15 protein-coding genes are annotated in these 23,688 nt (G+C 71.0%); 7 read left to right on the top strand and 8 right to left on the bottom strand.

The window, feature by feature from the left end:
* The first annotated feature begins 60 nt into the window (after nucleotides 1-60).
* Both ACWEQG_RS31025 and ACWEQG_RS31020 read left to right on the top strand, forming a co-directional pair.
* Nucleotides 61-1,572, top strand: coding sequence for an MFS transporter (locus ACWEQG_RS31025; protein WP_452290138.1), 1,512 nt, complete (start codon nucleotides 61-63; stop codon nucleotides 1,570-1,572).
* 11 nt (nucleotides 1,573-1,583) lie between these two features.
* Nucleotides 1,584-2,390, top strand: a complete 807-nt coding sequence (locus tag ACWEQG_RS31020) for an alpha/beta fold hydrolase (RefSeq protein WP_452290136.1) — start codon at nucleotides 1,584-1,586, stop codon at nucleotides 2,388-2,390.
* A 327-nt stretch (nucleotides 2,391-2,717) separates the two neighbouring features.
* On the opposite strand, the gene ACWEQG_RS31015 is transcribed toward ACWEQG_RS31020, so the two are convergent.
* Both ACWEQG_RS31015 and nrdR read right to left on the bottom strand, forming a co-directional pair.
* Nucleotides 2,718-5,630 carry a vitamin B12-dependent ribonucleotide reductase gene (locus tag ACWEQG_RS31015; protein WP_452290134.1) on the bottom strand — a complete coding sequence of 971 codons (2,913 nt, stop codon included), beginning with the start codon at nucleotides 5,628-5,630 and terminating at the stop codon, nucleotides 2,718-2,720.
* Between the two features lie 120 nt (nucleotides 5,631-5,750).
* A complete protein-coding gene (gene nrdR, locus ACWEQG_RS31010; protein ID WP_363461123.1) occupies nucleotides 5,751-6,215 on the bottom strand; it encodes a transcriptional regulator NrdR in 465 nt (154 codons plus the stop codon).
* A 432-nt stretch (nucleotides 6,216-6,647) separates the two neighbouring features.
* Here nrdR and lexA point away from each other — a divergent pair, with 432 nt between their 5' ends.
* Together lexA and ACWEQG_RS31000 are read left to right on the top strand one after the other, a co-directional pair.
* Nucleotides 6,648-7,364 carry a transcriptional repressor LexA gene (lexA, locus tag ACWEQG_RS31005; protein WP_363461198.1) on the top strand — a complete coding sequence of 239 codons (717 nt, stop codon included), beginning with the start codon at nucleotides 6,648-6,650 and terminating at the stop codon, nucleotides 7,362-7,364.
* Between the two features lie 89 nt (nucleotides 7,365-7,453).
* Nucleotides 7,454-8,548 (top strand): MalY/PatB family protein, encoded by a 1,095-nt coding sequence (locus tag ACWEQG_RS31000; protein ID WP_452290132.1) that lies wholly within the window; start codon nucleotides 7,454-7,456, stop codon nucleotides 8,546-8,548.
* 9 nt (nucleotides 8,549-8,557) lie between these two features.
* Here ACWEQG_RS31000 and ACWEQG_RS30995 read toward each other — a convergent pair whose 3' ends face one another.
* From ACWEQG_RS30995 to leuS, 3 genes are all read right to left on the bottom strand, one after another.
* Complete coding sequence (locus tag ACWEQG_RS30995) at nucleotides 8,558-10,189, bottom strand: cellulase family glycosylhydrolase (RefSeq protein ID WP_452290130.1); 1,632 nt, start codon at nucleotides 10,187-10,189, stop codon at nucleotides 8,558-8,560.
* Nucleotides 10,190-10,375: 186 nt separating this feature from the next.
* Nucleotides 10,376-13,552 carry a S41 family peptidase gene (locus ACWEQG_RS30990; protein ID WP_452290128.1) on the bottom strand — a complete coding sequence of 1,059 codons (3,177 nt, stop codon included), beginning with the start codon at nucleotides 13,550-13,552 and terminating at the stop codon, nucleotides 10,376-10,378.
* A gap of 81 nt (nucleotides 13,553-13,633) precedes the next feature.
* Complete coding sequence (gene leuS, locus ACWEQG_RS30985; RefSeq protein WP_452290126.1) at nucleotides 13,634-16,096, bottom strand: leucine--tRNA ligase; 2,463 nt, start codon at nucleotides 16,094-16,096, stop codon at nucleotides 13,634-13,636.
* A 552-nt stretch (nucleotides 16,097-16,648) separates the two neighbouring features.
* On the opposite strand from leuS, the gene ACWEQG_RS30980 reads away from it, so the two are divergent.
* On the top strand, nucleotides 16,649-18,190 hold the full coding sequence (locus tag ACWEQG_RS30980; RefSeq protein WP_452290124.1) for a hypothetical protein: 1,542 nt from the start codon (nucleotides 16,649-16,651) through the stop codon (nucleotides 18,188-18,190).
* Here the strand turns inward: ACWEQG_RS30980 and ACWEQG_RS30975 are convergent.
* The 3 genes from ACWEQG_RS30975 to ACWEQG_RS30965 are packed head-to-tail and all read right to left on the bottom strand — an operon-like array spanning nucleotide 18,174 to nucleotide 21,542.
* Nucleotides 18,174-19,157: a phosphotriesterase family protein gene (locus ACWEQG_RS30975; RefSeq protein ID WP_452290122.1), complete on the bottom strand. Its 984-nt coding sequence runs from the start codon at nucleotides 19,155-19,157 to the stop codon at nucleotides 18,174-18,176. The two genes, ACWEQG_RS30980 and ACWEQG_RS30975, sit on opposite strands and share 17 nt — an antisense overlap.
* Nucleotides 19,158-19,173: 16 nt before the next feature.
* Nucleotides 19,174-20,457: a cytochrome P450 gene (locus tag ACWEQG_RS30970; protein WP_452290120.1), complete on the bottom strand. Its 1,284-nt coding sequence runs from the start codon at nucleotides 20,455-20,457 to the stop codon at nucleotides 19,174-19,176.
* Nucleotides 20,458-20,501: 44 nt separating this feature from the next.
* Nucleotides 20,502-21,542: a GlxA family transcriptional regulator gene (locus ACWEQG_RS30965; protein WP_452290118.1), complete on the bottom strand. Its 1,041-nt coding sequence runs from the start codon at nucleotides 21,540-21,542 to the stop codon at nucleotides 20,502-20,504.
* A gap of 99 nt (nucleotides 21,543-21,641) precedes the next feature.
* Here ACWEQG_RS30965 and ACWEQG_RS30960 point away from each other — a divergent pair, with 99 nt between their 5' ends.
* Together ACWEQG_RS30960 and ACWEQG_RS30955 are read left to right on the top strand one after the other, a co-directional pair.
* Nucleotides 21,642-22,046 carry a hypothetical protein gene (locus tag ACWEQG_RS30960; RefSeq protein ID WP_452290116.1) on the top strand — a complete coding sequence of 135 codons (405 nt, stop codon included), beginning with the start codon at nucleotides 21,642-21,644 and terminating at the stop codon, nucleotides 22,044-22,046.
* Nucleotides 22,047-22,159: 113 nt separating this feature from the next.
* Complete coding sequence (locus tag ACWEQG_RS30955) at nucleotides 22,160-23,686, top strand: long-chain-fatty-acid--CoA ligase (protein ID WP_452290114.1); 1,527 nt, start codon at nucleotides 22,160-22,162, stop codon at nucleotides 23,684-23,686.
* The last annotated feature ends 2 nt before the right edge of the window (nucleotides 23,687-23,688 follow it).

The raw sequence follows: 23,688 nt of genomic DNA, 5'->3' as shown, positions 1-23,688 counted from the left end.
TTCATCCATGCTCTGATGACCATCAGGGTTTTTATGGTTATCAATCTTCGGATGGTAGTGATGTCCCCGCGATACTCCGGTCCGCCCCGCCGGGCGTCCTCCCTCGCCGTGATCTGCGCCGCCGTGCTGCTCGTCCCGGTGACCGCCACGGGCACCGCCGTGGCGCTCGGCGACATCGGCGCGGATCTGCGCGCCGGACTGGACGCCACACAGTGGGTGGTCAACGCCTTCTTCCTCGCCTTCGCCGCGTTCATGGCGAGCACCGGGGCGCTGGCCGACCGGGTCGGCCGGCGCAGGATGTTCGCCCTCGGCACCGGCGTGTTCACGGCGTCGATGCTCCTGGCCGCCGCCGCCCCGGACGTCGGCGTCCTGGTCGCCGCGAGGGCGCTGGCGGGCGTGGGCGCCGCCGCGGCCTCCACCGGCGGCACCGCCCTGCTCGCGCACGCCTACCCGGCGGGCCCCGGCAGGACCAGGGCGTTCGCCTGGTTCGGCACGACGCTCGGCCTGGGACTGGCCTTCGGTCCGGTGATCGCGGGAACGCTGGTCGGCGCAGTCGGCTGGCGCGGACTGTTCGCGGCCGCGGCGGTGGCGCTGCTCCTGGTCCTGCCGCTGAGTGTGGTGCTGGAGGAGTCGCGCGCCGTCCCCGGCGGACCCATGGACTGGGGCGGCGCGGCGGCCTTCACCCTCGCGCTCGCCGCCTTCACCTTCGGTGTGATCGAGGGCCCCGCGCTCGGCTGGACGCACCCCGCCGTGGCGGCCGCCTTCGCGGCCTGTGCGATCCTGGCCGCGGCCTTCGCCATGGCCGAGCGGCGCCATCCCGCGCCGCTTGTGGACCTGTCGCTGCTGACCCGTCCCCGGTTCGCGGCGATCGCGTCCATGCCGTTCCTGCTGGCCTTCGGCTTCGTCGCGCTGACGATCGTGCTACCGCCGTACCTCATGGCCACCTCCGGCTACTCGGCCGGGCAGGCGGGGCTGACGCTGATGCTGCTGACCGGGCCGACGCTGGTCATGCCGCCCGTCACCGGCGTCCTGGCACGCCGCCTGCCGCACCGCGTCCTGCTCGTGGCCACGCTGCTGCTCGTCGCTGCGGGGACCGCGTTGCTGGCCACCGTCCCCGCCGGGGCGGGCCCGGTGCGGCTCGCCGCGCCGCTGGTGCTGATCGGGGCGGGGTTCGGCCTGTCGCTGGCCGTGGTCGACGGCGCGGCCGTCTCCTCCGTCGAGCCCGCGCGGGCCGGAATGGCGGCCGGGCTGTTCAACACGGCCCGGATCACCGGCGAGGTCGTCGCCATCGCCGTGCTCGGCACGGTGCTGTCCACGCTCACCCGGGCGAGCCTGACCGGCCGGTACGGCGAGGCGCGGGCGGCCCTGGCGACCTCACGCCTGCTGCAGGGCGACATCGCGGGCGCCGTTCCGGCGGGAGCGGGGCGGCTGGAGTTCGCCCGCCTGGCGAGCGCCGGCTACGCGGACGCGCTGCACACCGCCCTGTGGCTGCTGACCCTGTTGTCCCTGGCCGGCGCGCTCGCCGTCGGCCTCCTGATGTCCGTGCGCGAACCCGCGCGGATCACCTCCTGAAAGGAACGATCATGCCCGTCGTCACCGTCGGCTCCAGCACCGTCGGCTACCTCGTCACCGGAACCGGCCCCGGCCTCGTGCTGGTGCACGGAACCGGCGCCACCGGCGAGACCAACTGGGCTCCCCTCATCGAGGCCGTCGCCGGCCGCTTCACCGTGGTCGCCCCCGACCTGTCGGGCTCGGGCACCACGGTCGACGAGGGCGGCCCGATCCACGTGGAGGACCTGGTCGCCCAGGTGCTCGGTGCGGCCGCACACGCCGGTTTGGAGCGGTTCCACCTGGTCGGCCATTCGCTCGGCGCCGTCGTGGCGCTGGCGGCGGCCGGCACCCGGCCGGACAGGGTGCTGTCGCTGACCGCGCATGCCGGATGGGCCAGGACCGACCCGTGGATGGCCTTCCAGATGGACCTGTGGATCCGCCTGGTGCGTACCGACAGGGCACTGCTGGCCCGGCTGCTCCAGTTCACCGCGATGGGCGACGCCACGCTGCGCGCCCGCTCGGCGGAGGACTTCGAGCAGGCCGCCGCCGCCTTCACCGCCTCCCTCGACGGCGCGGAGGAGGGGTTCGCCCGGCAGGCGCGTGCCGACATCGCGGTCGACATCACGGAGTTGCTTCCGCGTGTGACCGCCCCGACTCTGATCGTCTCCAGCGCCGGCGACCGCATCGTGCCGCCGCACCACCAGCGTGAGCTCGCCCGGCTCATCCCGCACGCCGAGCTCGTGACCGTCCCCGGCGGTCACGGCCTGCCGTTCGAGGACCCCGCCGCGTTCACCGCCGTCATCACCGAGCACCTGGACCGCGCGGCCGCGACGGTCTGAGGAAACGCGAGGGGGCCGGCCACTCGCCAGTCCCCTTTCGCTCGCGGGGTCGCGCGCGAAGGTGTCGGCAAGATCGTTGCCCAGGTCCGACGATGAGTGGCCGGGATCCTTGGCTGTCAGACCCTTCACCGAGAAGAGGCCGGGCCAGTCGTACTGGGTGCTCATGGCGAGTGACCGTATCCGCGACGGCCGACATTCCCTGCCGACGTCAGGAGTACGGCCTCGCCGTGGAGGCGGCAGCAGCGCCACAGGGAACCGGGCCACGGCCCGGTTCCCTGCTCACCGCTTCGGCGCTGTCACGCCTGTTCCACCTGGAACATCACTTCGTCAGCTGCAACCGCTGGTGCTGCCGCAGCCCTCGCAGACGTAGCAGCTGCCCGCGGGCCGCATCTTGGTGCCGCAGGTCATGCACAGCGGCGCGTCGGCCGTGCGGCCCTGGTGGCTCTCCAGCGAGGCGCCGGCCCGGCGCGGCTCGGGCACCGCGACCGGCGCGGGCTGCCCGGCGGACGGCCCCTCGGCGGGCTTGGCCTCGATCGATGCCGGCTGGCCGTTCTCGATGGGCGCGGACTGCCCGCTCTCAATGGGCGCGGACTGCGCCAGGGCGGCGGTGTCGACGTCCTGGAGCGCGGCCGGGTCCTCCCCGCGCTGCTGCGCGGCCCGCTCGGAGGCGGAGAAGATGCCCAGGGCCGCCCGGTCCTCATACGGCAGGTAGTCGAGCGCGAGCCTCCGGAAGATGTAGTCCATCACGGACTGCGCCATCCGGACGTCGGGGTCGTCGGTCATGCCGGCCGGCTCGAACCGCATGTTGACGAACTTCTGCACGTACGTGTCCAGCGGCACGCCGTACTGGAGGCCGATCGAGATCGCCACGGAGAACGCGTCCATCACGCCCGCGAGGGTGGAGCCCTGCTTGGACATCTTGAGGAAGACCTCGCCCAGGCCGTCGTCGGGGTAGGACGACGCGGTCATGTAGCCCTTGGCGCCGCCGACCGTGAAGCGGGTGGTGATGCTGGGCCGCTGGTTCGGCATCCGCCGCCGGGTCGGCCTCGCGACCTCGACGACCTGGACGACCGGCTCCTGCTCCGCGGCCTCCTGGGAGGCCTCCTCCGGGGTCTTCTTGGCGATCGACAGCGGCTGCCCGACCTTGCAGTTGTCGCGGTAGACGGCCAGGGCCTTGAGGCCGAGCTTCCAGCCCTGCAGGTAGACCTGCTCGATGTCGTCCACGGTGGCCGACTCGGGCAGGTTCACGGTCTTGGAGATCGCACCGGACAGGAACGGCTGGACGGCCGCCATCATCCGGACGTGGCCCATCGGGGCGATGGCCCGCTCGCCCATCGCGCAGTCGAACACCTCGTAGTGCTCCGGCCGCAGGCCGGGGGCGTCCACGACGTGGCCGTGCTCGGCGATGTACTCGACGATGGCCTCGACCTGCTCCTCGAGGTAGCCGAGCCGGCGCAGCGCCCGCGGGATCGTCTGGTTGACGATCTGCATCGAGCCGCCGCCGACGAGCTTCTTGAACTTGACCAGCGCCAGGTCGGGCTCGATGCCGGTGGTGTCGCAGTCCATCATCAGGCCGATGGTGCCGGTCGGGGCGAGCAGCGACGCCTGGGCGTTGCGGTAGCCGTTCTTCTCGCCGAGCCGCAGGCACTCCTGCCACTGCCGGGTGGCCTCGGAGTGCAGGGCCTTGTCCATGTCCTCGAGCGTGCGCAGGTCGTCGTTGGCCGCGGCGTGCTTGCGCATGACCCGCTTGTGCGGCTCGGCGTTGCGCTGGTAGCCGTCGTACGGGCCGACGATCCCGGCCATCTCGGCCGAGCGGCGGTAGGACACGGCGGTCATCAGCGAGGTGATCCCGGCCGCGATGGCCCGGCCGCCGTCGGAGTCGTACGCGTGGCCGGTCGCCATCAGCAGCGCGCCCAGGTTGGCGTAGCCGATGCCGAGCTGGCGGTACGCCCGGGTGGTCTCGGCGATCTTCTGCGTCGGGAAGTCGGCGAAGGTGATCGAGATGTCCATCGCGGTGATGATCAGCTCGGTGACCTTGACGAAGTTCGCGACGTCGAAGCTGTCGTCGTCGCGCAGGAACTTCAGCAGGTTGATCGACGCGAGGTTGCACGAGGAGTTGTCCAGGTGGACGTACTCCGAGCAGGGGTTGCTGGCCGTGATGCGCCCGGTCTCGGGGCAGGTGTGCCAGTCGTTGATCGTGTCGTCGTACTGCACGCCGGGGTCGGCGCACTCCCAGGCGGCCTGGGCCATCTTGCGGAACAGCGAGCGGGCCTCGACCTCCTCGATGACCTCGCCGGTCAGCCGGGCCCGCAGGCCGAACTGCCCGCCGGCCTCGACGGACCGCATGAACTCGTCGGAGACGCGCACCGAGTTGTTGGCGTTCTGGTACTGCACGGACACGATGTCCTTGCCGCCGAGGTCCATGTCGAACCCGGCGTCGCGCAGCGCGCGGATCTTGTCCTCCTCGCGCGCCTTGGTCTCGATGAACTCCTCGATGTCGGGGTGGTCCACGTCGAGGACGACCATCTTGGCCGCCCTGCGGGTGGCGCCGCCCGACTTGATGGTGCCGGCGGAGGCGTCGGCGCCGCGCATGAAGGAGACCGGGCCGCTGGCCGTGCCGCCGCTGGACAGCAGCTCCTTGGACGAGCGGATGCGGGAGAGGTTGACCCCGGAGCCCGAGCCGCCCTTGAAGATGACGCCTTCTTCCTTGTACCAGTCGAGGATCGACTCCATCGTGTCGTCCACGGCCAGGATGAAGCAGGCGCTCACCTGCTGGGGCGAGCGGGTGCCGACGTTGAACCACACCGGCGAGTTGAAGCTGAAGATCTGGTGGATCAGCGCGTGCTTGAGCTCGTGGTCGAAGATCTCGGCGTCCTCGTCGGAGGCGAAGTAGCCGTTCTCCAGACCGGTCCTGGTGTAGACGCCCACCACCCGGTCGACGAGCTGCTTGAGGCTCGACTCACGCTGCGGGGTGCCCACCGCCCCGCGGAAGTACTTGGTGGTGACGATGTTGGCCGCGTTGACCGACCAGAAGTCGGGGAACTCGACACCGTGCTGCTCGAAGTTGACCGAGCCGTCCCGCCAGTTCGTCATCACGACGTCGCGCCGCTCCCAGCGGACCTCGTCGTACGGGTGGACGCCCGGGGTGGTGAAGACGCGCTTCATCTTCAGGCCCTTGCGCGGGCGCTTGCCCCCCCGGCCCCCCGTACCCGATACGGTGCCGCTCACGGTCTCCGTCATGACTTCCCCCTCCCAGGGCCCGATGGAGCCCCTTCTCCGGACCACGCTCGTTACAACCACATCGTCGCGCCGCGCCGTCGCGCGCCGCCGTCCGCCTCGTCCCGGTCCCCCGGAAGGCGCCTACTTCTCGCCCCCCGGGCCGTGGGCCGCACGGAGCCGCTCGATCTCCGCCTCGAAGTCCGCCAGCGTCTCGAAGCTGCGGTAGACCGACGCGAAGCGCAGGTAGGCCACCTCGTCGAGGTCGCGGAGCGGACCGAGGATGGCCAGACCCACCTCGTGGGAGGCGATCTCGGCCGCACCGGTGCCCCGGATGCTCTCCTCGACCCGCTGCCCGAGCTGGGCGAGGGAGTCCTCGCTGACCGGGCGTCCCTGGCAGGCCCGCCGCACGCCGGCGACGACCTTCTCCCGGGAGAACGGCTCGGTGACCCCGCTGCGCTTGCTCACCATCAGCAGCACCGTCTCCTGGGTGGTGAACCTGCGCCCGCATTCGGGACAGGTGCGCCGGCGACGGATCGCTGCCCCGTCCTCGGCGGCGCGGCTGTCCACGACCCGCGTGTCGGGGTTGCGACAGAACGGACAGTGCACTCCATCGCCTCCCTGAACGCCCATCCCGAACACAAGGTGTGGTGAACTTACACCGGTGTGACTACTAGATGTTGTGGTCCAACCGTAGAAGTGCCCGACCTTGAACGCAAGTCGAACCGGCCTTGGGAGGGGAAGTGCCTGTTCGGCGCGCGTGTCGCGCCTCCGGTCACGGCCGCCTCACCTGCCCCGCCGGTCGCGGAATAGGCCCTTTACGGCGCCTTTCCTCGCCGATTTCCGCAGGGCCTCTGACCTGGACGTACATCGGCCCTGGAAGATCGGGTAAATCGAACACGGGATCGATCGAACTCCCGTACGATGAGGGGAACGGCGAGATCGGCGATTTCGCTGGATATCGAACAATTGTTTGACGGTGATCTTGAATCGCGGTACGGTCGCTCTGTGCGACATGAGGAACACGGATTGAGAGGTGGCATCGTGGGTGACCGAAGTGAGCAAGCGGATGGCGTCAGCGACCTCGCGGTTCGCAGGCGCGACTCGCTTGGCCTCACCCCCAGGCAGCGGAAGATCCTCGAGGTGATCCGCGACTCGGTCCAGCAGCGCGGCTATCCGCCGTCCATGCGGGAGATCGGGGAGGCAGTCCAGCTGACGAGCACCTCCAGCGTGTCGCACCAGCTCACGGCGCTCCAGCGTAAGGGTTACCTCCGGCGCGACCCGCACCGCCCCCGCGCCCTGGAGGTCCGGCTGCCCGGAGAGCCGGTGCTGTGGGTGGATCCGGACGCCACCACGGAGGAGGAGGCCGGGTTCAGCCGTCCGACGGCCGCCTACGTGCCGCTGGTCGGCCGCATCGCCGCCGGTGGTCCCATCCTCGCCGAGCAGAGCATCGAGGACGTGTTCGCCCTGCCCAAGCAGCTCGTGGGCGAGGGCACCCTGTTCCTGCTCCAGGTCTCCGGCGACTCGATGATCGAGGCCGCCATCGCCGACGGCGACTGGGTCGTGGTGCGGCAGCAGCCGGTCGCCGACAACGGCGACATCGTGGCCGCCATGATCGACGGTGAGGCCACCGTGAAGACGTTCAAGCGCAAGGACGGGCACGTGTGGCTGGTGCCCCACAACCCCAACTACGAGCCGATCCCCGGTGACGAGGCGACCGTGCTCGGCAAGGTCACGGCCGTCCTGCGCAAGCTGTGACGGCGTCGGCGCCCCGTGGCACGACGCGCCGCGGGGCGCGACGACCACCCCTTTCCGCTGGTCACTAATTCGCAATTAGGGTGAGTCGGGTGAATCTCGACTCGCTGTCGCTGGATGCGGCCCGCCGCCGTGACGGAATCAAATGGGCCCACGCCGCGTCCGGCGTCATCCCCGCCTGGGTCGCCGACATGGACTTCCCCGTGCCCGACGCGGTCACGGAGGCCATCGCGAGACGCGCCGCCACGGATCTCGGCTATCCCGCTTGGCTGGACGAGCCGACCGCCGGGCCCCTGGCGGAGGCGTTCGCCGAGCGCATGGAGGCGCGGTACGGCTGGCGAGCGGATCCGGCCCACGTGCGGTCCTACACGGACCTGAACCAGGCCCTCCAGGTGCTGCTGCACGTCATGACCGAGCCCGGCGACGCCGTGGCGCTGCACGTGCCGGCCTACGACCCCTTCCTCGGCACGATCACCGGGATGAACCGCCGCCTGGTGCCCATGCCGCTCACGGCCGACGGCAGGTTCGAGGTCCCCGGCGAGCCCGTCCGGGTGCTCCTGCTGGTCAACCCGCAGAACCCGTCGGGCCGCTCGTTCACCCGTGAGGAGCTCGCGGCGGTCGCCGCGTACGCCGATCTGCACGGCACGCTGGTGATCGCCGACGAGATCCACGCGGACCTGACGTACGCCCCGGCCCGGCACATCCCGTTCGCCACGATCCTTCCCGAGCGCACCGTCACGCTGACCTCCGCCAGCAAGGCCTTCAACATGGGTGGCCTGCACTGCTCGGTGGCCCACATCGGCGCGAAGGACGCCAGGGACGCGCTCGGCCGCCAGCCCGCCCACATCTACGGGGCGCCGAGTGTCCTCGGCGTGGAGGCCACGGTGGCCGCCTGGCGGCACGGCGACGCGTGGCTGGAGGAGGTGCTGACGATTCTCGACCGCAACCGCAGGCGCATCGCCGAGCGGCTCCCGTCGGTCGGGTACCGCATGCCCGAGGCCACCTATCTCGCGTGGCTCGACTTCGGCGTGCCCGGCGCGGCGCACTTCCTCGAGCGGGAGGCCCGGGTCAAGCTCAACCCGGGCCCGAACTACGGAGGCGGCGACACCTTCGCCCGCCTCAACTTCGCGACGTCGGCGGCGATCCTGGAGGAGATCCTGTCCAGGATCGCCGCCGCGCTGGCGTGAGGCGCCCGCTCAGCTCGCCGTGCAGCTCACCGAGGACGGAACGCCGTTGCTGCCCGACCAGCTGCCGTTGAAGCCGAACGTGGTCGAGGCCCCGGCCCCGAGCGCGCCGTTGTAGGACAGGTTCGTCACCGTGACGTTGGCGCCGCTCGCGCTGAGCGTGCCGTTCCAGAGCTGGCTGATGCTCTGGCCGTTCGGGAAGGACCACTTCACGGTCCAGCCCGAGATGGCCGAGTTGCCGGCCTTCACGGTGACATCGCCCTGGAAGCCGCCGGGGTACTGGTTGGCGACCTTGTACGTGGCGGTGCAGGTCTTGCCCCCCTGAGACGACGGCGACGCCGACGGGGACACCGGAGGCGACACCGAGGGGGACACCGGCGGCGACACGCTCGGCGAGACGCGCGGCGAGGGCGACACCGGCGGGTTGTCGCCCACCGGCGGGATGAGGTACGGCGAGATGATGCTCTGCTTGGCCTGGTCGACCGTGGCCCAGTCGTCCTTCAGGATGCCGCCCGTGTCACCCGAGTTGGGGTTCCACGACCAGTAGGTGAAGGACATGCCGTTCACTCCGGTGCCCATGTACTTCATGAGCTCCTGGAGCCAGACCTTGTCGATGTTGCTGGCCAGCGTGGTGCCGAACTCGCCGACCATGATCGGGGCGATGTTCTGCTTGTACAGGTAGCCCCAGTACTTGTCCCAGATGGCCGGCATGTTGGCCGGGTAGTTCGGGTCGTCGAACCAGTTCTGGTGGAAGACCGACGTGGCGTACTCGTGCGGCGAGTAGACGAGCCGGTTGGCCACGTTGAGCCGTACGGGGAACTGGCCGGCCTTGGTGAGGTTGCCGCCCCACCAGCCGCAGTCCTCGTCGTTGCTGGGGTCGTTGTCCCAGACGTTGGACAGGCCGCCGCTCGGGCAGCTCACGCCCTCCACGAAGATCAGCCAGTTGGGCTGCACGGACAGGATCGCGTTGCCCGCCCGCTCGGCCGCCAGGCGCCAGTCACGCGACTGGTCGCCGCAGCCCCAGCAGGAGCCGGTCGCGTTCGGGTTGGTGCCGTCCGCGTGCGGCTCGTTGTGCAGGTCCGCCCCGATGACGGTGGGGTTGCCGGCGTAGTGCTGGGCCAGCGACTTCCAGTTGCTGATCCAGGTCGACTCGGGGACGCCGGAGGTGTACCACAGGGCGGTCTGGCCCGCGCTGGTCGGCCGGTGCCGGTCGAGGATGATGCGCATGCCCTTCTGGCCCGCGTAGTCCACGACCTTGTCGAGGATCTGCAGCGGCGACAGGCCGATCAGGTCGGGGTTGGAGGCGGTGTTGACGCTCGTCGCCTGCGCGCCCGGCTTGAGCGCGTCGTCGGAGAACGGCACCCGCAGGGTGTTGTAGCCCAGGTTCGCCATGAGGTCGATCTGGCTCTTCCACGGGTTGTTCGCCCACAGGCCGTGGAAGGTCTTGTTGTCGGTCTCCATGCCGAACCAGTTGATGCCGGTCAGCCGGACCGTGGCGCCGGTGCTGTCGACGATCTTGTTTCCGTTGGTGTGCAGGTAGCCGGTGCCCGTGCCGGCGGCGTTCGCCGGCGTACCGGTGACGACGAGAACGGTCGCCGCCATCGCGGCGGCGGTCGCCAGCCCGCCGATGATGCGTCTGTACAAGACGTGCCTCCCACGCGGGGCGCACGCCGACGGTGAGCCATACGGTCAGGCGCGCGCCCCAGACCACCGCCGGAGCGGTGGTGGTCGCGGCATGCCCTGACCGCACGCCTACTTCTCTATGACTAGTTTGTGGCTCGGGCGTAATTTTGTCCGGTAGGTCGGCCGATCGTCAACGTCCCCAGTGGGTCACCGCAGCGGCGGCATCTCCGGCGGAGTCGCCGGAGGCCGCTCCTCCAGTGCCGCCAGGGCCAGCTCCACCGCCCGCGCCAGCTGCGGATCCCGCCCGGCGACCAGGTCCTGCGGGGTCATCACGACCTCGACGTCCGGGTCGACGCCGTGGTTCTCGACGCCCCACCCCTCGCCCTCCAGCCAGAACGAGTACCGCGGCTGCGTGACGACGGTCCCGTCCACGAGCGAGTACCGCGAGTCGATGCCGATCACACCGCCCCAGGTCCGCGTGCCCACGAGCGGCCCGATGCCGCGGTTCTTGATCCCGGCACTGACGATGTCCCCGTCCGACCCGGCGTACTCGTCGGTGACGGCCACGACGGCCCCGCGGGGCGCGTCCTCCGGGTAGCGCGCCGGCTCGTACCCCCGGGCCAGCGACCATCCGGTCACCCGCCGCTGCAGCTTCTCCAGCACCAGCTCGGACACATGCCCGCCGCCGTTGTCACGCACGTCCACGACGAGCCCGTCGAAGCCCATCTCGGTACGCAGATCCCGGTGGAACTGCGCCCACCCGGCCGACATCATGTCCGGCACGTGCAGGTAGCCGAGCCGTCCGCCCGACGCCTCACGCACGAACGCCCGCCGTCCGGCCACCCAGTCGTGGTAGCGCAGCCGCGTCTCGTCGGCGAGGGGCGTGACGACGACCCGGCGGGTCTCGCCGCCGGAGGCGGGCTGGACGGTCAGCTCCACCGGCCGCTCCGCCGTACCGGACAGCAGTGCCAGCGGCCCGCGGACCGGGTCGACCGGGCGCCCGCCGACGGCCACGATCGCATCGCCCTCCCGGACGGCGACGCCGGGCGCGAGCAGCGGCGAGCGGGCCTCGTGGTCGGAGGACTCCCCCGGCAGGACGCGGCTGATCCGCCACACCCCGTTCTCGTCCCGGGTCAGGTCGGCGCCGAGCAGGCCCTGGCGGCGCCGGGGATCGCGGGCGCCGCCGGCCGGCCGCGCGTAGGCGTGGGAGGTGGCCAGCTCGCCCTGCACCTCCCAGAGCAGGTCGATGAGCTCGGAGTAGGCGCCCAGCCGCTCCACGAGGGGCGCGTAACGGTCGAGCGTGCCCGGCCAGTCCACGCCGTTCATGTCCGCGCGCCAGTAGTGGTCGCGCATGAGCCGCCCGGCCTCGTCGTACGCCTGCCGCCACTCGGCGACCGGGTCGACGGTTACCACCACCCGGTCCAGGTCGATGGTGACGACCTCGTCGTCCTCTCCGGTGGCACGGGTTTGCAGGCCGTTCCCGCCGGTGGCCACCAGGCGCGTGCCGTCGCCGCTGACCTCGAAGGTCCCGAACTCCCCGTCGAGCTCGCCGAGCTTGCGCTTGACCAGGTCGTAGCGTTCCAGGACCGGCTCCCCGTGCTCGGTGCCGTCGCCGAGCTGCCCGGTCAGAGGATGGCGCAGCCACAGCAGGCCGTCCTTGGCGGCACGCAGGGTGGAGTAGGTGGCGGCGGGCACCGGCACGGGCACGATCCGCGCCGCCAGCCCGTCGGCGTCCACCTCGGTCATCGGCGGCGGGGCGGGCTTGCCGTCGTCCTTGGCGTGCTGGGCGTTCCGGCCGCGCCGGCCGTCCGGTCCGGCGTCGTCCTCGCCATTGAAGCCGCGCCCCGCCGGCGAGGGGTCGAACGGCGAGGGCGTGGTGGCCTTGAGCGGCACCAGGTACGGCCGGCAGCCGGCGGGGAAGGACAGGTCGAAGACGTGACTGTCGTAGACCGGGTTGAACGTGCGGTCCGACAGGAAGGCCAGATACTTGCCGTCCTTGGTGAAGGATGGGCTGTAGTCGTTGAACCGCGGCGGCGTCACCTCGATCGCGGTGCTGCCGTCCACGCGGGCGAGCTTCAGGTGCGAGCGCCCGGGCTGGTAGGCGTGCGCCCACGCGAGCCAGGCCGAGTCCGGCGAGAAGGTCAGGTGCCGCACGTCGCCGTGGGCGGTGCGGTCCAGCTCGCGGACGTCGCCGAAGTCGACGTCCACCATCAGGAGCCGCCCGTCGTGCGTGGCGACCGCGACGTGCTTGCCGTCCGGCGCGGCGGCCAGGTCGAGCACCCGGCCGAGTTCCCCGGCGGCCAGGGTGCGGATCTCGCCGCCGGTCGCGCCGATCTCCAGCGCGTCCTCGCCGGAGGCGTCCGACACCCAGACGGCCCGGCCCGCGTCGTCGAGGGGCCGCGGCAGCCGTACCCGGACGCCGGGCTCCGCGCGCAGCACGCCCGCGGGGCCGTCGCGGTGGGTCAGCCAGTGGGCGGTGCCGCGGATCTCCACCACGCTGGCCCGCCCGGTGCGGTCCGGCGCGAAATCGCCGACCCTGTTCGGCGCCGGCCGCCTGGCCCTGGCCGGACGCGGCCCGCTCAGGATGACGTCCAGCTTGTACGGCTCGGCGTCCAAGCTCTCCAGCAGCCACAGGTCGCCGGCGAGGCTGTAGACGACGCGGGAGCCGTCCGTCGCGGCGTGACGCGCGTAGAAGCCGTGGTGCGTCGTGTGCTGCCGCAGGTCCGAGCCGTCCGGCAGGCAGGAGTACAGGTTGCCGTCGCCGTCGGTGTCGGCGAGGAAGGCCAGGCGCTCGCCCACCCACATGACCGCCCAGTGCTGCGCGGGGTTGCCGGCGAACAGACGGCTGAACTCGCCGTCGCCCGTGGCGTCCACCCAGATCTTGGCCGCGGTGCCGCCGCGGTAACGCTTCCACTGCGACGGCTCGCGCCACACCGCCGAGACGGTCGCCACCCTGCGTCCGCTGACCGCGGCCTCGCTGACCCTGCCGTACGGCAGAGCCGTCACCGACCCGCCGTCCAGCGGGACCGCGCAGGCCCACTGCCGGGAGCGCGAGGCCTGGCCCGCGGCGGTGACGGCCAGCACGTTCCCGTCCTCGGTCCAGCCGCGCACGCCCGTCATGGCGTTGCCCCAGTGCGTGAGCCGCTCGCCCTCCCCGCCGTCCAATTCGGCGGCGAACACCTCGGGGTCGCCCTCGCGGGTGCTCGTCCACGCGATGCGCGTGCCGTCGGAGGAGAACCGGGGATGGGAGACCGGCACCCGGTCGGCCGTGAACCGCCACGCCCTGCCGCCGCCCGTGGGCGCCAGCCAGACGTCGTCGTCCGCCACGAAGGTGAGGATGTCGCCGTGCAGATGGGGGAATCTCAGATACGCACCATTCGCCACATGCGCACCCTATGCCGAATGGCGACGGCTCCGCCGTACCGGACAGGTTCGTTCACGGTACGACGGAGCCGGGGTCACCCGTTACGGGACGATGTTGACGAGCTTCGGCGCCCGCACGATCACCTTGCGCGGCTCGCCGTCCAGGTAGGGCCGGACCTTGTCCGACGCCAGGGCCAGCGCCTGCAGGTCGGCCTCGGTGATGTCCGGGGAGACCTCCAGCCGGTCGCGGAGCTTGCCCGCCACCTGGACCACGGCCGTGACCGACTCCTGGACCAGCAGCGCCGGGTCGGCCACGGGCCAGCCGGCCTTCGCGACCGACGGCGCGTGCCCGAGCCGTTCCCAGCCCTCCTCCGCGGCGTACGGCGCGACCAGCGACAGCATGATCGCCAGGGTCTCGGCGGCCTCGCGGACGGCCGGGTCGGCCGCGCCGGGACCGGCGTCGATCGCCCGGCGGGCGGCCGAGGTCAGCTCCATCATGCGGGCCACCGCGACGTTGAACCGGTGGCTCTCGACGAGCTTGGTCACCTCGTCGATGGTCCGGTGGGTGACCTTGCGCAGTTCGACGTCGCCGCCGGACAGGTCGGCCCCCGGAGCGGACGCCGCACCGGCCTCGGCCATCACGCGGAACGCGCGGGCCAGGAACTTCTGCGACGCGGCCGGCGAGACGTCGGCCCAGTCGATGTCGTCCTCCGGCGGCCCGGCGAAGATCATCGTCAGCCGGACGGCGTCCACGCCGAAGGCGTCGATCTGCTGGCCCAGGTCCACGCCGTTGCCCAGCGACTTCGACATCGCCTTGCCCCGGTTGATGACCTGACCCTGGTTGAGCAGGCGCAGGAACGGCTCGGTGAAGCTCACCAGGCCCATGTCGTGCAGGACCTTGGTGAAGAACCGCGAGTACAGCAGGTGGAGCACCGCGTGCTCGACGCCGCCGACGTACTGGTCGATCGGGCCCCACGTGCGGACCTTCTCGACGTCGAACGGCCCGTCGGTGTAGTGCGGGTCGCAGTAGCGCAGGAAGTACCACGACGAGTCGACGAAGGTGTCCATCGTGTCGGTGTCCCGCTGGGCGGGGCCGCCGCACTTGGGGCACGCGACATTGACCCACTCGGTGGCCGAGGCCAGCGGCGAGACGCCCTTCGGCTGCAGGGCCGCGCCGCGCAGGTCGGGCAGCGTGACCGGGAGCTGGTCGTCCGGCACCGGGACCTCGCCGCAGTCCATGCAGTGGATGATCGGGATCGGGGTGCCCCAGAACCGCTGCCGCGACAGCAGCCAGTCGCGCAGCCGGTAGTTCACCGCGGCCTTGCCGGTGCCCCGCTCCTCCAGCACCTCGATGATCTTCTGGATCGCCTCGGTCTTGGTCAGCCCGTCCAGCGGGCCGGAGTTGACCAGCGTGCCCTCGCCGGGGGTGGCGACGCCGGTCTCGCCCGGGTCGGCCAGGCCGGTGTGCACGACGACCTTCACCGGCAGGCCGAACTTCCGCGCGAAGTCGAGGTCGCGCTGGTCGTGCGCGGGCACCGCCATGATCGCGCCATGGCCGTAGTCGGACAGCACGTAGTCGGCCGCCCAGACCGGGATGCGTTCCCCGTTGACCGGGTTGATCGCGTACGTGCCCAGGAAGACGCCGGTCTTCTCCTTCTCCGTGGACAGCCGCTCGATGTCGGAGAGCTTGGCGACCTCGGCGCGGTAGGCGGCCAGCGCCTCCGCCTGCTCGGGGGCGACGATCTCCTCCGCCAGCGGGGCGTCGGCCGCCACGACGAAGAACGTCGCGCCGTACAACGTGTCGGGGCGGGTGGTGTAGACGGTGACCGGCTCGTCGCGGCCCTCGATGCGGAACTGGACGTCGGCTCCGGTGGAGCGGCCGATCCAGTTGCGCTGCATGGTGAGGATGCGCTCGGGCCAGCCGCCCTCGATCTGCGCCATGTCGTCGAGCAGCCGGTCGGCGTAGTCAGTGATCTTGAAGTACCACTGGGTCAGCTCGCGGCGGACGACGTCGGCGCCGCAGCGCTCGCACTTGCCCGCCACGACCTGCTCGTTGGCGAGCACGGTCTGGTCCTGCGGGCACCAGTTGACCAGGCCGCCCTTGCGGTAGGCCAGGCCCCGCTCGTAGAAGCGGGTGAACAGCCACTGGTTCCAGTGGAAGTACTCCGGGTCGCTGGTGTGCAGGCGCCGCGACCAGTCGAAGGAGATGGCGTACCGCTTGAACGAGTTCGCCTGGGTGTCGATGTTGGTGTACGTCCACTCGGCGGGGTGCGCGTTGCGCTTGATGGCCGCGTTCTCCGCGGGCAGGCCGAAGGAGTCCCACCCGATCGGGTGCAGGACGTTGTAGCCCTTCTGGCACCAGTAACGCGCGACGACGTCGCCGATCGCGAAGACCTCGCCGTGCCCCATGTGGAGGTCGCCGGAGGGGTAGGGGAACATGTCGAGCATGTACTTGCGCGGCCTGGTGTCCGCGAGGTCCTCGACCGCCGCGAAGGGGTTCAGCTCCTCCCACCGCGGCAGCCACTTGGCCTGCAGCGCCTGCGGGTCGTACACCGGCTCGTCCACTTCCACTCCTCGCCAGGCGGCTGGAATCACACAGATGAAGGCGCGTCCGGGGCGGAACCCCGTCGCACTCCCCTTACCGCTCCGGCCCTCTCCGACCCGACTGTCTGACGCGACTGTCCGACCCGGGAGGGGAGGGCGGCCCGCGCTCTCACACGCCCGGTGTGAGGCGGCTGCCTGCGCAGCAGGGTGCGGCACGCGTGTCAAGCGTAGCGCAGACCGCAAGTGAGTCGCCGATCGCTCGTGTGCCCCTCGCTGCGGCCTTCGCCTCCGTCCGGGCTGATCTCGTCGGTCGCGGCGCTCGCTCGCTGACCTCGTCTGTCAAAGTGTGATATCCGATGGTGATAGTTCCGTTGTGGGCTCTTATGTCCATTCCCTTACTGTGCTGCCGTGGCCAACTCATATCCGCCCGCGGATTTGCCGATGCAGGACCCGCCCACCGACCCCACGGGTGAGCAGTTCCGCGAGGCATTCCGCGGTTTCGCTGCGGCAGCCCCCGGCGCGCATGAGATCATGCCAGGCACCCCCAATTCGGGCATGATCTCGGGAGGTACCGTGCCCACGGACCGCAGCGAACACCAGCGGGAACCGGCCTGGCCGGAGATCCCGCCGGCGTGGCCCGAGATGCCTCCGCCCTCCTCCTTCACCCCCACCGTCCGGTCCTTCGTCGAGGGGGCGCCGCAGCAGTCGCCGGACGCCACCGCGACCATGGCGGGCTCGCTTCCCGGCGCGACTCCCCGGCAGCCCGTCCCCGCCTTCGGTGAGCCCGACGCGCCCCGGCCCGCTCCTTCCTTCGGCGGCCCCGAGTCCTTCGCAGGCCACCCGCAGGCCGGCGCGCACCCGCAGCCCGGTGGGCACCCGCAGCCCGGCGCACCCGCGGCTTTCGGCAACCCCGCCCAGCCCGGCGGCCCCGCGGCCTTCGGCGGCCCCGCGCCCGCGTACGGCATGCCGGGCCCCGCGCAGAGCCACGATCAGAACCACCTTCAGAGCCCCGGGCAGAACCACGGTCGAAACCACGGTCACGGCAACGGGCACGGCAACGGTCACGGTCACGACCGGGGTCAGGCGGGCCCCCACGGGGTGACGTTCCCGGGCGGTCAGGACCGCGCGCAGCCCTCCACGCCGTTCACTCCCTCGGTCCGCGCGTTCGCCGAGTCCGCCCCGCCCGTCTCCACCCCGCCCGTCTCCGCGGCGCCCGTCTCCACCGCCCCTCCTCCCCCGCCGCAGCCGGAGGATCCGTACCGGCCGTTCGTGACGGCGGGACAGATCAGCGGGCCGAAGACGCCTCCCGCGCACCGGCAGCAGGAGCTGTGGAACACGGTGTTCGGGGAGAACTACCGGGCCATCGACGAGTACGAGGAGGAGGAGCCCGGCCGGCCGGTCTGGCTGTACGCGCTGGTGGCCTCGGTCGTCGCCGCGCTCGTCGGGGTGCTCGTGTGGGCCTTCGCCGCCGGGCCGCTCAGCTCCGGCGACACGGCCGAGGCGGCGACGTCCGCGAAGCCCGCCCCCGCCAAATCCGCCGCCACGGCCAAGCCGCAGGCGCAGGTCCCGCGGCTGCCCGTCTACAAGGGCACGGCCTCCCCCGTGAACGGCGTGGTCACCGACACCGCCGCCCGGATCACGCTGCCCCGGCTCGGCGGCCCCTGGCAGGCGGACGCCGACCCGGCTCAGATCAAGGCGACGTACGGCTTCACCAGCAGGCAGTACGTGCCCGCAGGCATGACCACCAAGGGCAAGCGGGAGTTCGCCCTGGTCATGTCGGGCCGGTTGGCCCAGTCCCTCGCCGTGAAGTACACGACGCCCGACAACCTGGGCCCGGTCGTGAGCGCGGTGATGTTCCGGGCGCGGCAGACCCAGTTCCCCAAGGACAACAAGGTCACCAAGGTCGCCCAGCAGCGTCTGGCCCGCAACGGCCTCACCGGCCTGACGGCCGCGTACAAGGTGACCGCCGACGGCGCGACCACCACGGTCGTGATCGCGGCCGTGAACACCGGCGCCGACCTGCCCACGATCGTCTACATGGCCGTGCCGCAGCTCAAGGACGATCTGCTCCCCGACGTCAACACGGTCTTCCGGTCGATCAAGCCGATCGGCTGAAGTAGCGGCGGGGGGTGTCCACCAGCATCTGCCGGATCTGGTGGTCGCCCACCCCTCGCTCGCGCAGGGCCGGCAGCACGTCGTCGTGGATGTGGTCGTACCGCCAGTTCGGCGTGACCTGCATGACCTGGTCCCACGCCCCGCCGAAGTAGTCCATGAAGCACGCCGCGTCGTGGCTCAGCACCATGCGGTCGGCGTAGCCGCGTTCGCACAGCGCCGCGATCGTCTCCACGCGCGCGGCCGTGGGGTTGTAGAGGTCCAGGCCGAAGCGGTCCATGCCCAGGATCGCGCCGGTGTCGGCCAGGCGCATGAGGTAGTCGAGGTCGTTGGAGTCCCCGGCGTGGCCGATCACGATCGCCCGCGGGTCCACGCCCTCCGCGACGAAGAGGTCGAGCGCGGCGAGGCCGCTGCGGGCCGCGGCGTTGGTGTGCACGGTGATGGGCGCGCCGGTGCGCTGATGGGTCCGCGCCACGGCCCGGCAGATCCGCTCGACGCCGGGGGTGAGCCCCTGCTGCTCGACCACGCACTTGAGGAAGGCCGCCTTCACCCCGGTGTCGGCGATCCCCTCGGTGATGTCCCGGACGAAGTCGTCCACCATCGGCTCGGGCATGTCCATGACCAGGCCCGGCCCGCGCAACTCGTACTGGTGCGGCACGCTCTCGAACATGTACAGGCCGGTGGCCACGATGATGTTGAGTCCCGGCACCTCGGCGGCGATCCGCCGCACCCGGGGGATGTAGCGGCCCAGTCCCCAGACGGTGGGGTCGACGATCGTCGTGACCCCCTTGGCCACCAGCGACCGGAGCGTGGCGATCGCGTCGGCGACCCGGGTCTCCTCGTCCCACCACGCACCCCGGCCGTAGTTGTCCATATGCTCGGTCGCCAGCACGAAGACGTGCTCGTGCATCAGCGTCTCGCCGAGGTCGTCCACGTCGACGGGGCCGCGTACGGTGTCCACGGTGGCCATGCGAGCACCGCCTCGGTCAGAAGTCGCAGGTCATGTGCTTGATGCCGTTGATGAAGCTGGACAACAGGCGCTCCGGCTCACCCGTTTCGATCTGGGGGATCCGCCGCATCAGCTCGCGGAACATCACGGTGATCTCGCGGCGGGCCAGGTGCGCGCCGAGACAGAAGTGGGGACCCGGGCCGCCGAAGCCGACGTGCGGGTTGGGGTCGCGCCGAATGTCGAAGCGCAGGGGGTCGTCGAACACCCGCTCGTCGCGGTTGGCGGCCCAGTAGTACAGCAGGACCTTCTCGCCCTCGCGGTAGAGGTTGCCGTTCATCTCGTGGTCGCGGGTGACCTTGCGGCGCATGTAGTTGACCGGCGCGGCCAGCCGGACGATCTCCTCGATCGCGCGCGGCGCCCGGCCCTCGAAGTCCTCCAGCCACAGCCGCCGCTGATCGGGGTTGAGGGTGAGCAGGCGCATGCCGTGCGAGATGGCGTTGCGGGTGGTCTCGTTGCCGGCCACGACGAGCAGGATGAAGAACGAGCCGAGCTCCTGGGCGGTCAGCCGCTCCCCGTCGATGTTGGCGTTGACCAGGGACGAGGTGAGGTCGTCGGTGGGCGTCTCCATCCGCAGCGCGGCCAGGTCCTGGACGAGCTGCTGCAGCTCCATCCCCGCGGTGAGCAGCGCGTGGGCGATGTCCTCGCGGTCGCTGACGTACTCGGGGTCGGTGGCGCCGAGGACGATGTTCGAGCGGTCGAAGACGAACCGGTAGTCCTTCTCCGGGATGCCCATCATGTCGCAGATGATCTTCAACGGCAGCTTCGCGGCCACCTCGGTGACGAAGTCGCAGCCCGGGCCGGTCTCCAGCAACTCATCGACGATGCGCGTGGCGGCGGCGTCCACGTCGGACTCGAACTGTTTGATCATCCTCGGCGTGAAGGCACGTGAGACGATCCGCCGCAGCCGCGCGTGACGCGGGTCGTCCATGTTGATCATCGAGCCGAAGTACTCGGCGAACTCCGCCGGCAGGTCCGGGATGTTGGTGGCCCCGCCGTCCCCGGAGCAGAAGACCTCCGGGTTGCGGCTGGCCTCCAGGATGTCGGCGTGCCGGACGAGCGCGTGATAACCCGGCCCGGTGGCGGCCGCGAAGCCGAACTCCGGCTCGGGGAAGAAGGCGGGCTTGTCCAGGTCACGCAGCAGCCGGAACGCGTGTTCCCGCTCCGCGTCGGGGCGGCCCCAGAAGTTCCAGTCGTTCAGGTCGATGTCCGCGGCCGAGGTGATGGGCGCGGGCTCCGCGGGCTCCGTCGGCTGAGTCGTCATGGAGAGGCCGGCCCCTTCCGAGTGACTAGAACCATATTCGGTCGTCAGTCTGCCACACTCCCCGGCTCAGCCACAGGGGCCTGATCGGGCCGGGAAGGCGGATCGTCGCCGAAGGAGGACGGCAGCGCGGTGGCCTGGGTCAGGCGGTAGCGCGAGGGCGGGATGCCGTACAGGTCGACGAAGGCCTGGCGGAGGGCCTCGGCCGTCCCGAAGCCGCAGCGGGCCGCGACGGCGCCCATCGGCAGCGAGGTGGACGCGAGCAGGTGGGCGGCGGCCTCGGTGCGGGCCCGGCGGACGAACCGGCCCGGCGTCTGCCCCATGTGCTTGAGGAACAACCGGGTCAGGTGGCGCTCGCTCACGCCCGCGCCGGCCGCCAGAGCGGTGGTGGACAGGTCCGCGTCCGGATGGCCGGTGACGTGGTCGACGACGCGCTTGACCAGGCCGTCGCCGGGCGGCGGGCCCTCGGTGAACATGCTCATCTGCGCCTGGTTGCCGGGTCGTTGCAGGTAGGTCACCAGGTTGCGGGCCACCTGCCTGGCGAGGGCGGGGCCGTTGTCCTCCTCGATGAAGGCGAGGGTGACGTCCAGCGCGCTGGTGACGCCGGCGGCCGTGGTGACGTTGCCGTCGCGGATGAAGATCGGACGGGCGTCGACGGCGACCTCCGGATGGCGCGCGGCGAGCGTGTGCGCGAACTGCCAGTGCGTGGTGGCGCGCCGCCCGTCGAGCAGACCGGCGGCGGCCAGCACCGCCGCGCCCGTGCACACCGACGCGACGCGGCGGCTCTCCCGTGCCAGCCGCCGCACATGGCTGACGATCACCCGGTTGGCGGCCGCGTCCTCGTGCCCGATCCCGCCCGAGACGAGGAGCGTGTCCAGCGGCCCGGTGAGGCGTTCGAGCGCCTGCTGCCCCTGCAGCGTCAGACCGCTGCCGCAGGTGACGGGCAGGCCCGACGGGGTGGCCAGGCACACGTCGTAGCACGGGGACGCGCCGTGGGCGTTCGCCATTATCAGTGCCGAGGTCACGCAGGCGATGTCGACGAGCTCCGCCGCGTGATATCCGACCACGACCATGCGCCGCTGGGTCATGACACGACTGTAGGCCGGACGGACCGGGAGCCCAAGATTTCGGACCTGTCCCCGTCTCTCTCCTTGGCGCGTCCCGGAGCCGCCCGGACAGTTGGGGCCATGACGCACACGACGCCCGAAAGGCACGCCGCGCGGCGATGGGGCCGATTCGCCCTCCACTATCTCGAGATGGTCGTCGCCATGTTCGCCGGGATGGCCGCGCTCGGCCTGCTGTGGTCCGCCCTGGGGATCGATCCCTCGTACGCACGCGATCCCGAGATCGCCTATCTGCTGATGGCGTTCGACATGTCGGCCGGCATGGCAGCCTGGATGCGCGTGCGCGGCCATGCCTGGGCCCCGACTCTGGAGATGTGCGGCGCGATGTTCGCCCCGGTCGTGCCGCTGTTCCCGCTGCTGTGGCTGGGCCTGATCGACGGCATGGCACTGATGGTCGCGGCCCACGTCGCGATGTTCCCGCTGATGCTGGCGGCAATGCTGCGGCGCCGCGACGAGTACGCTCATTGAGGACCGGAGCGATCCGGGTAACCGGCCCCCCAAAATACGCCCCTCCGAGCCGTTACGCTGAGGTACCTACCGGTTGGTATGGACCGAGGGTCCGACAGAAGAGGGAGCGGCAGATGCTCAACCTGGCCGTCGTGCTGGACGACACCGCACGAGACACCCCCGACGCCACAGCGGTCGTCTTCGGAGACCTCCGCCTGCCGTACTCACTCGTAAACACCATCGCCAACCAGGTCGCCAACCTGCTCGTCTCGCGCGGCATCGGCAGGGGCGACAAGGTGGCGCTGGCCTGCCCCAACCTGCCGTACTTCCCGTTCGTCTACTTCGGGATCCTCAAGGCGGGCGCGACCGTCGTCCCGCTGAACGTGCTGCTGCAGACCAGGGAGATCGCCTATCACCTGAACGACTCCGACGCCAAGGCCTTCTTCTGCTTCGAGGGCTCGCCGGAGCTGCCGCTGGGTGAGCGGGGCCGGGCCGGTTTCGCCGAGACCGAGGTCACCGAGCACTTCTTCGTGCTGCCGGCCACGCCGTTCGCGACCGAGTCCGAGCTGGGCGAGACGCTCTGGGCCGCCCTCGACGGGATGTCCGGCGAGTTCGAGACCGTGCAGACCTCGGCCGAGGACACGGCGGTGATCCTCTACACCAGCGGCACCACCGGTCAGCCGAAGGGCGCCGAACTCACCCACCAGAACATGGTCATGAACGCCGTCGTCAGCGACGAGATGTTCCCCCGGCAGCCCCGGAACACCTATCTCGTCACGCTGCCGCTCTTCCACTCCTTCGGCCAGACCGTGTTGCTGAACGCCGGCTTCCGGCGCCGCGGCACGCTCGTGCTGATGCCTCGCTTCGAGCCGGCCGAGGCCCTCGCGCTGATGAAGCGGGAGGAGGTCACGCTGTTCGCCGGAGTGCCGACGATGTACTGGGCGATGCTCACCGCCGTGCAGACCGGGGCGGCCGAGGTGCCGTCGTCGCTGGTCACGGCGGTCTCCGGCGGCGCCGCACTGCCGGTGGAGGTGCTCAAGGACTTCAACGCGGCGTTCGGCGTGGACATCCTGGAGGGCTACGGCCTGTCGGAGACCTCGCCGGTGGCGTCGTTCAACCAGCCCGGCAGGCCCGCCAAAGCCGGCTCGATCGGCACCCCGGTCTGGGGCGTGGAGATGAAGCTGGTCGACGCCGGCTGGAACACGGCCGACGACGTCGGCGAGATCGCCATCCGCGGGCACAACATCATGAAGGGCTACTACAACCGGCCCGAGGCGACCGCCGAGGTGATGAAGGACGGCTGGTTCCGCACCGGCGACGTGGCCCGCCGCGACGAGGACGGCTACTACTTCATCGTCGACCGGGCCAAGGACATGATCATCCGAGGTGGGTTCAACGTGTACCCCCGGGAGATCGAGGAGGTCCTCATGACCCACCCGGCCGTCTCGCTCGCCGCGGTCGTCGGGGTGCCCCACGACTCCCACGGCGAGGAGATCAAGGCGTACGTGATCCGCAAGCCCGGCGCCACGACCACCGAGGAGGAACTGGTGGCCTGGTGCAAGGAGACGATGGCGGCCTACAAGTACCCGCGGATCGTGGAGTTCCGCGAGTCCCTGCCGATGACCGCCACCGGCAAGATCCTCAAGCGCGAGCTGCGGTAGTG

The organism is Microbispora sp. NPDC004025 (genome assembly GCF_053604425.1).
Note: the sequence above shows the minus strand (reverse complement) of the source record. Positions and strands in the feature narration are given on the sequence as shown.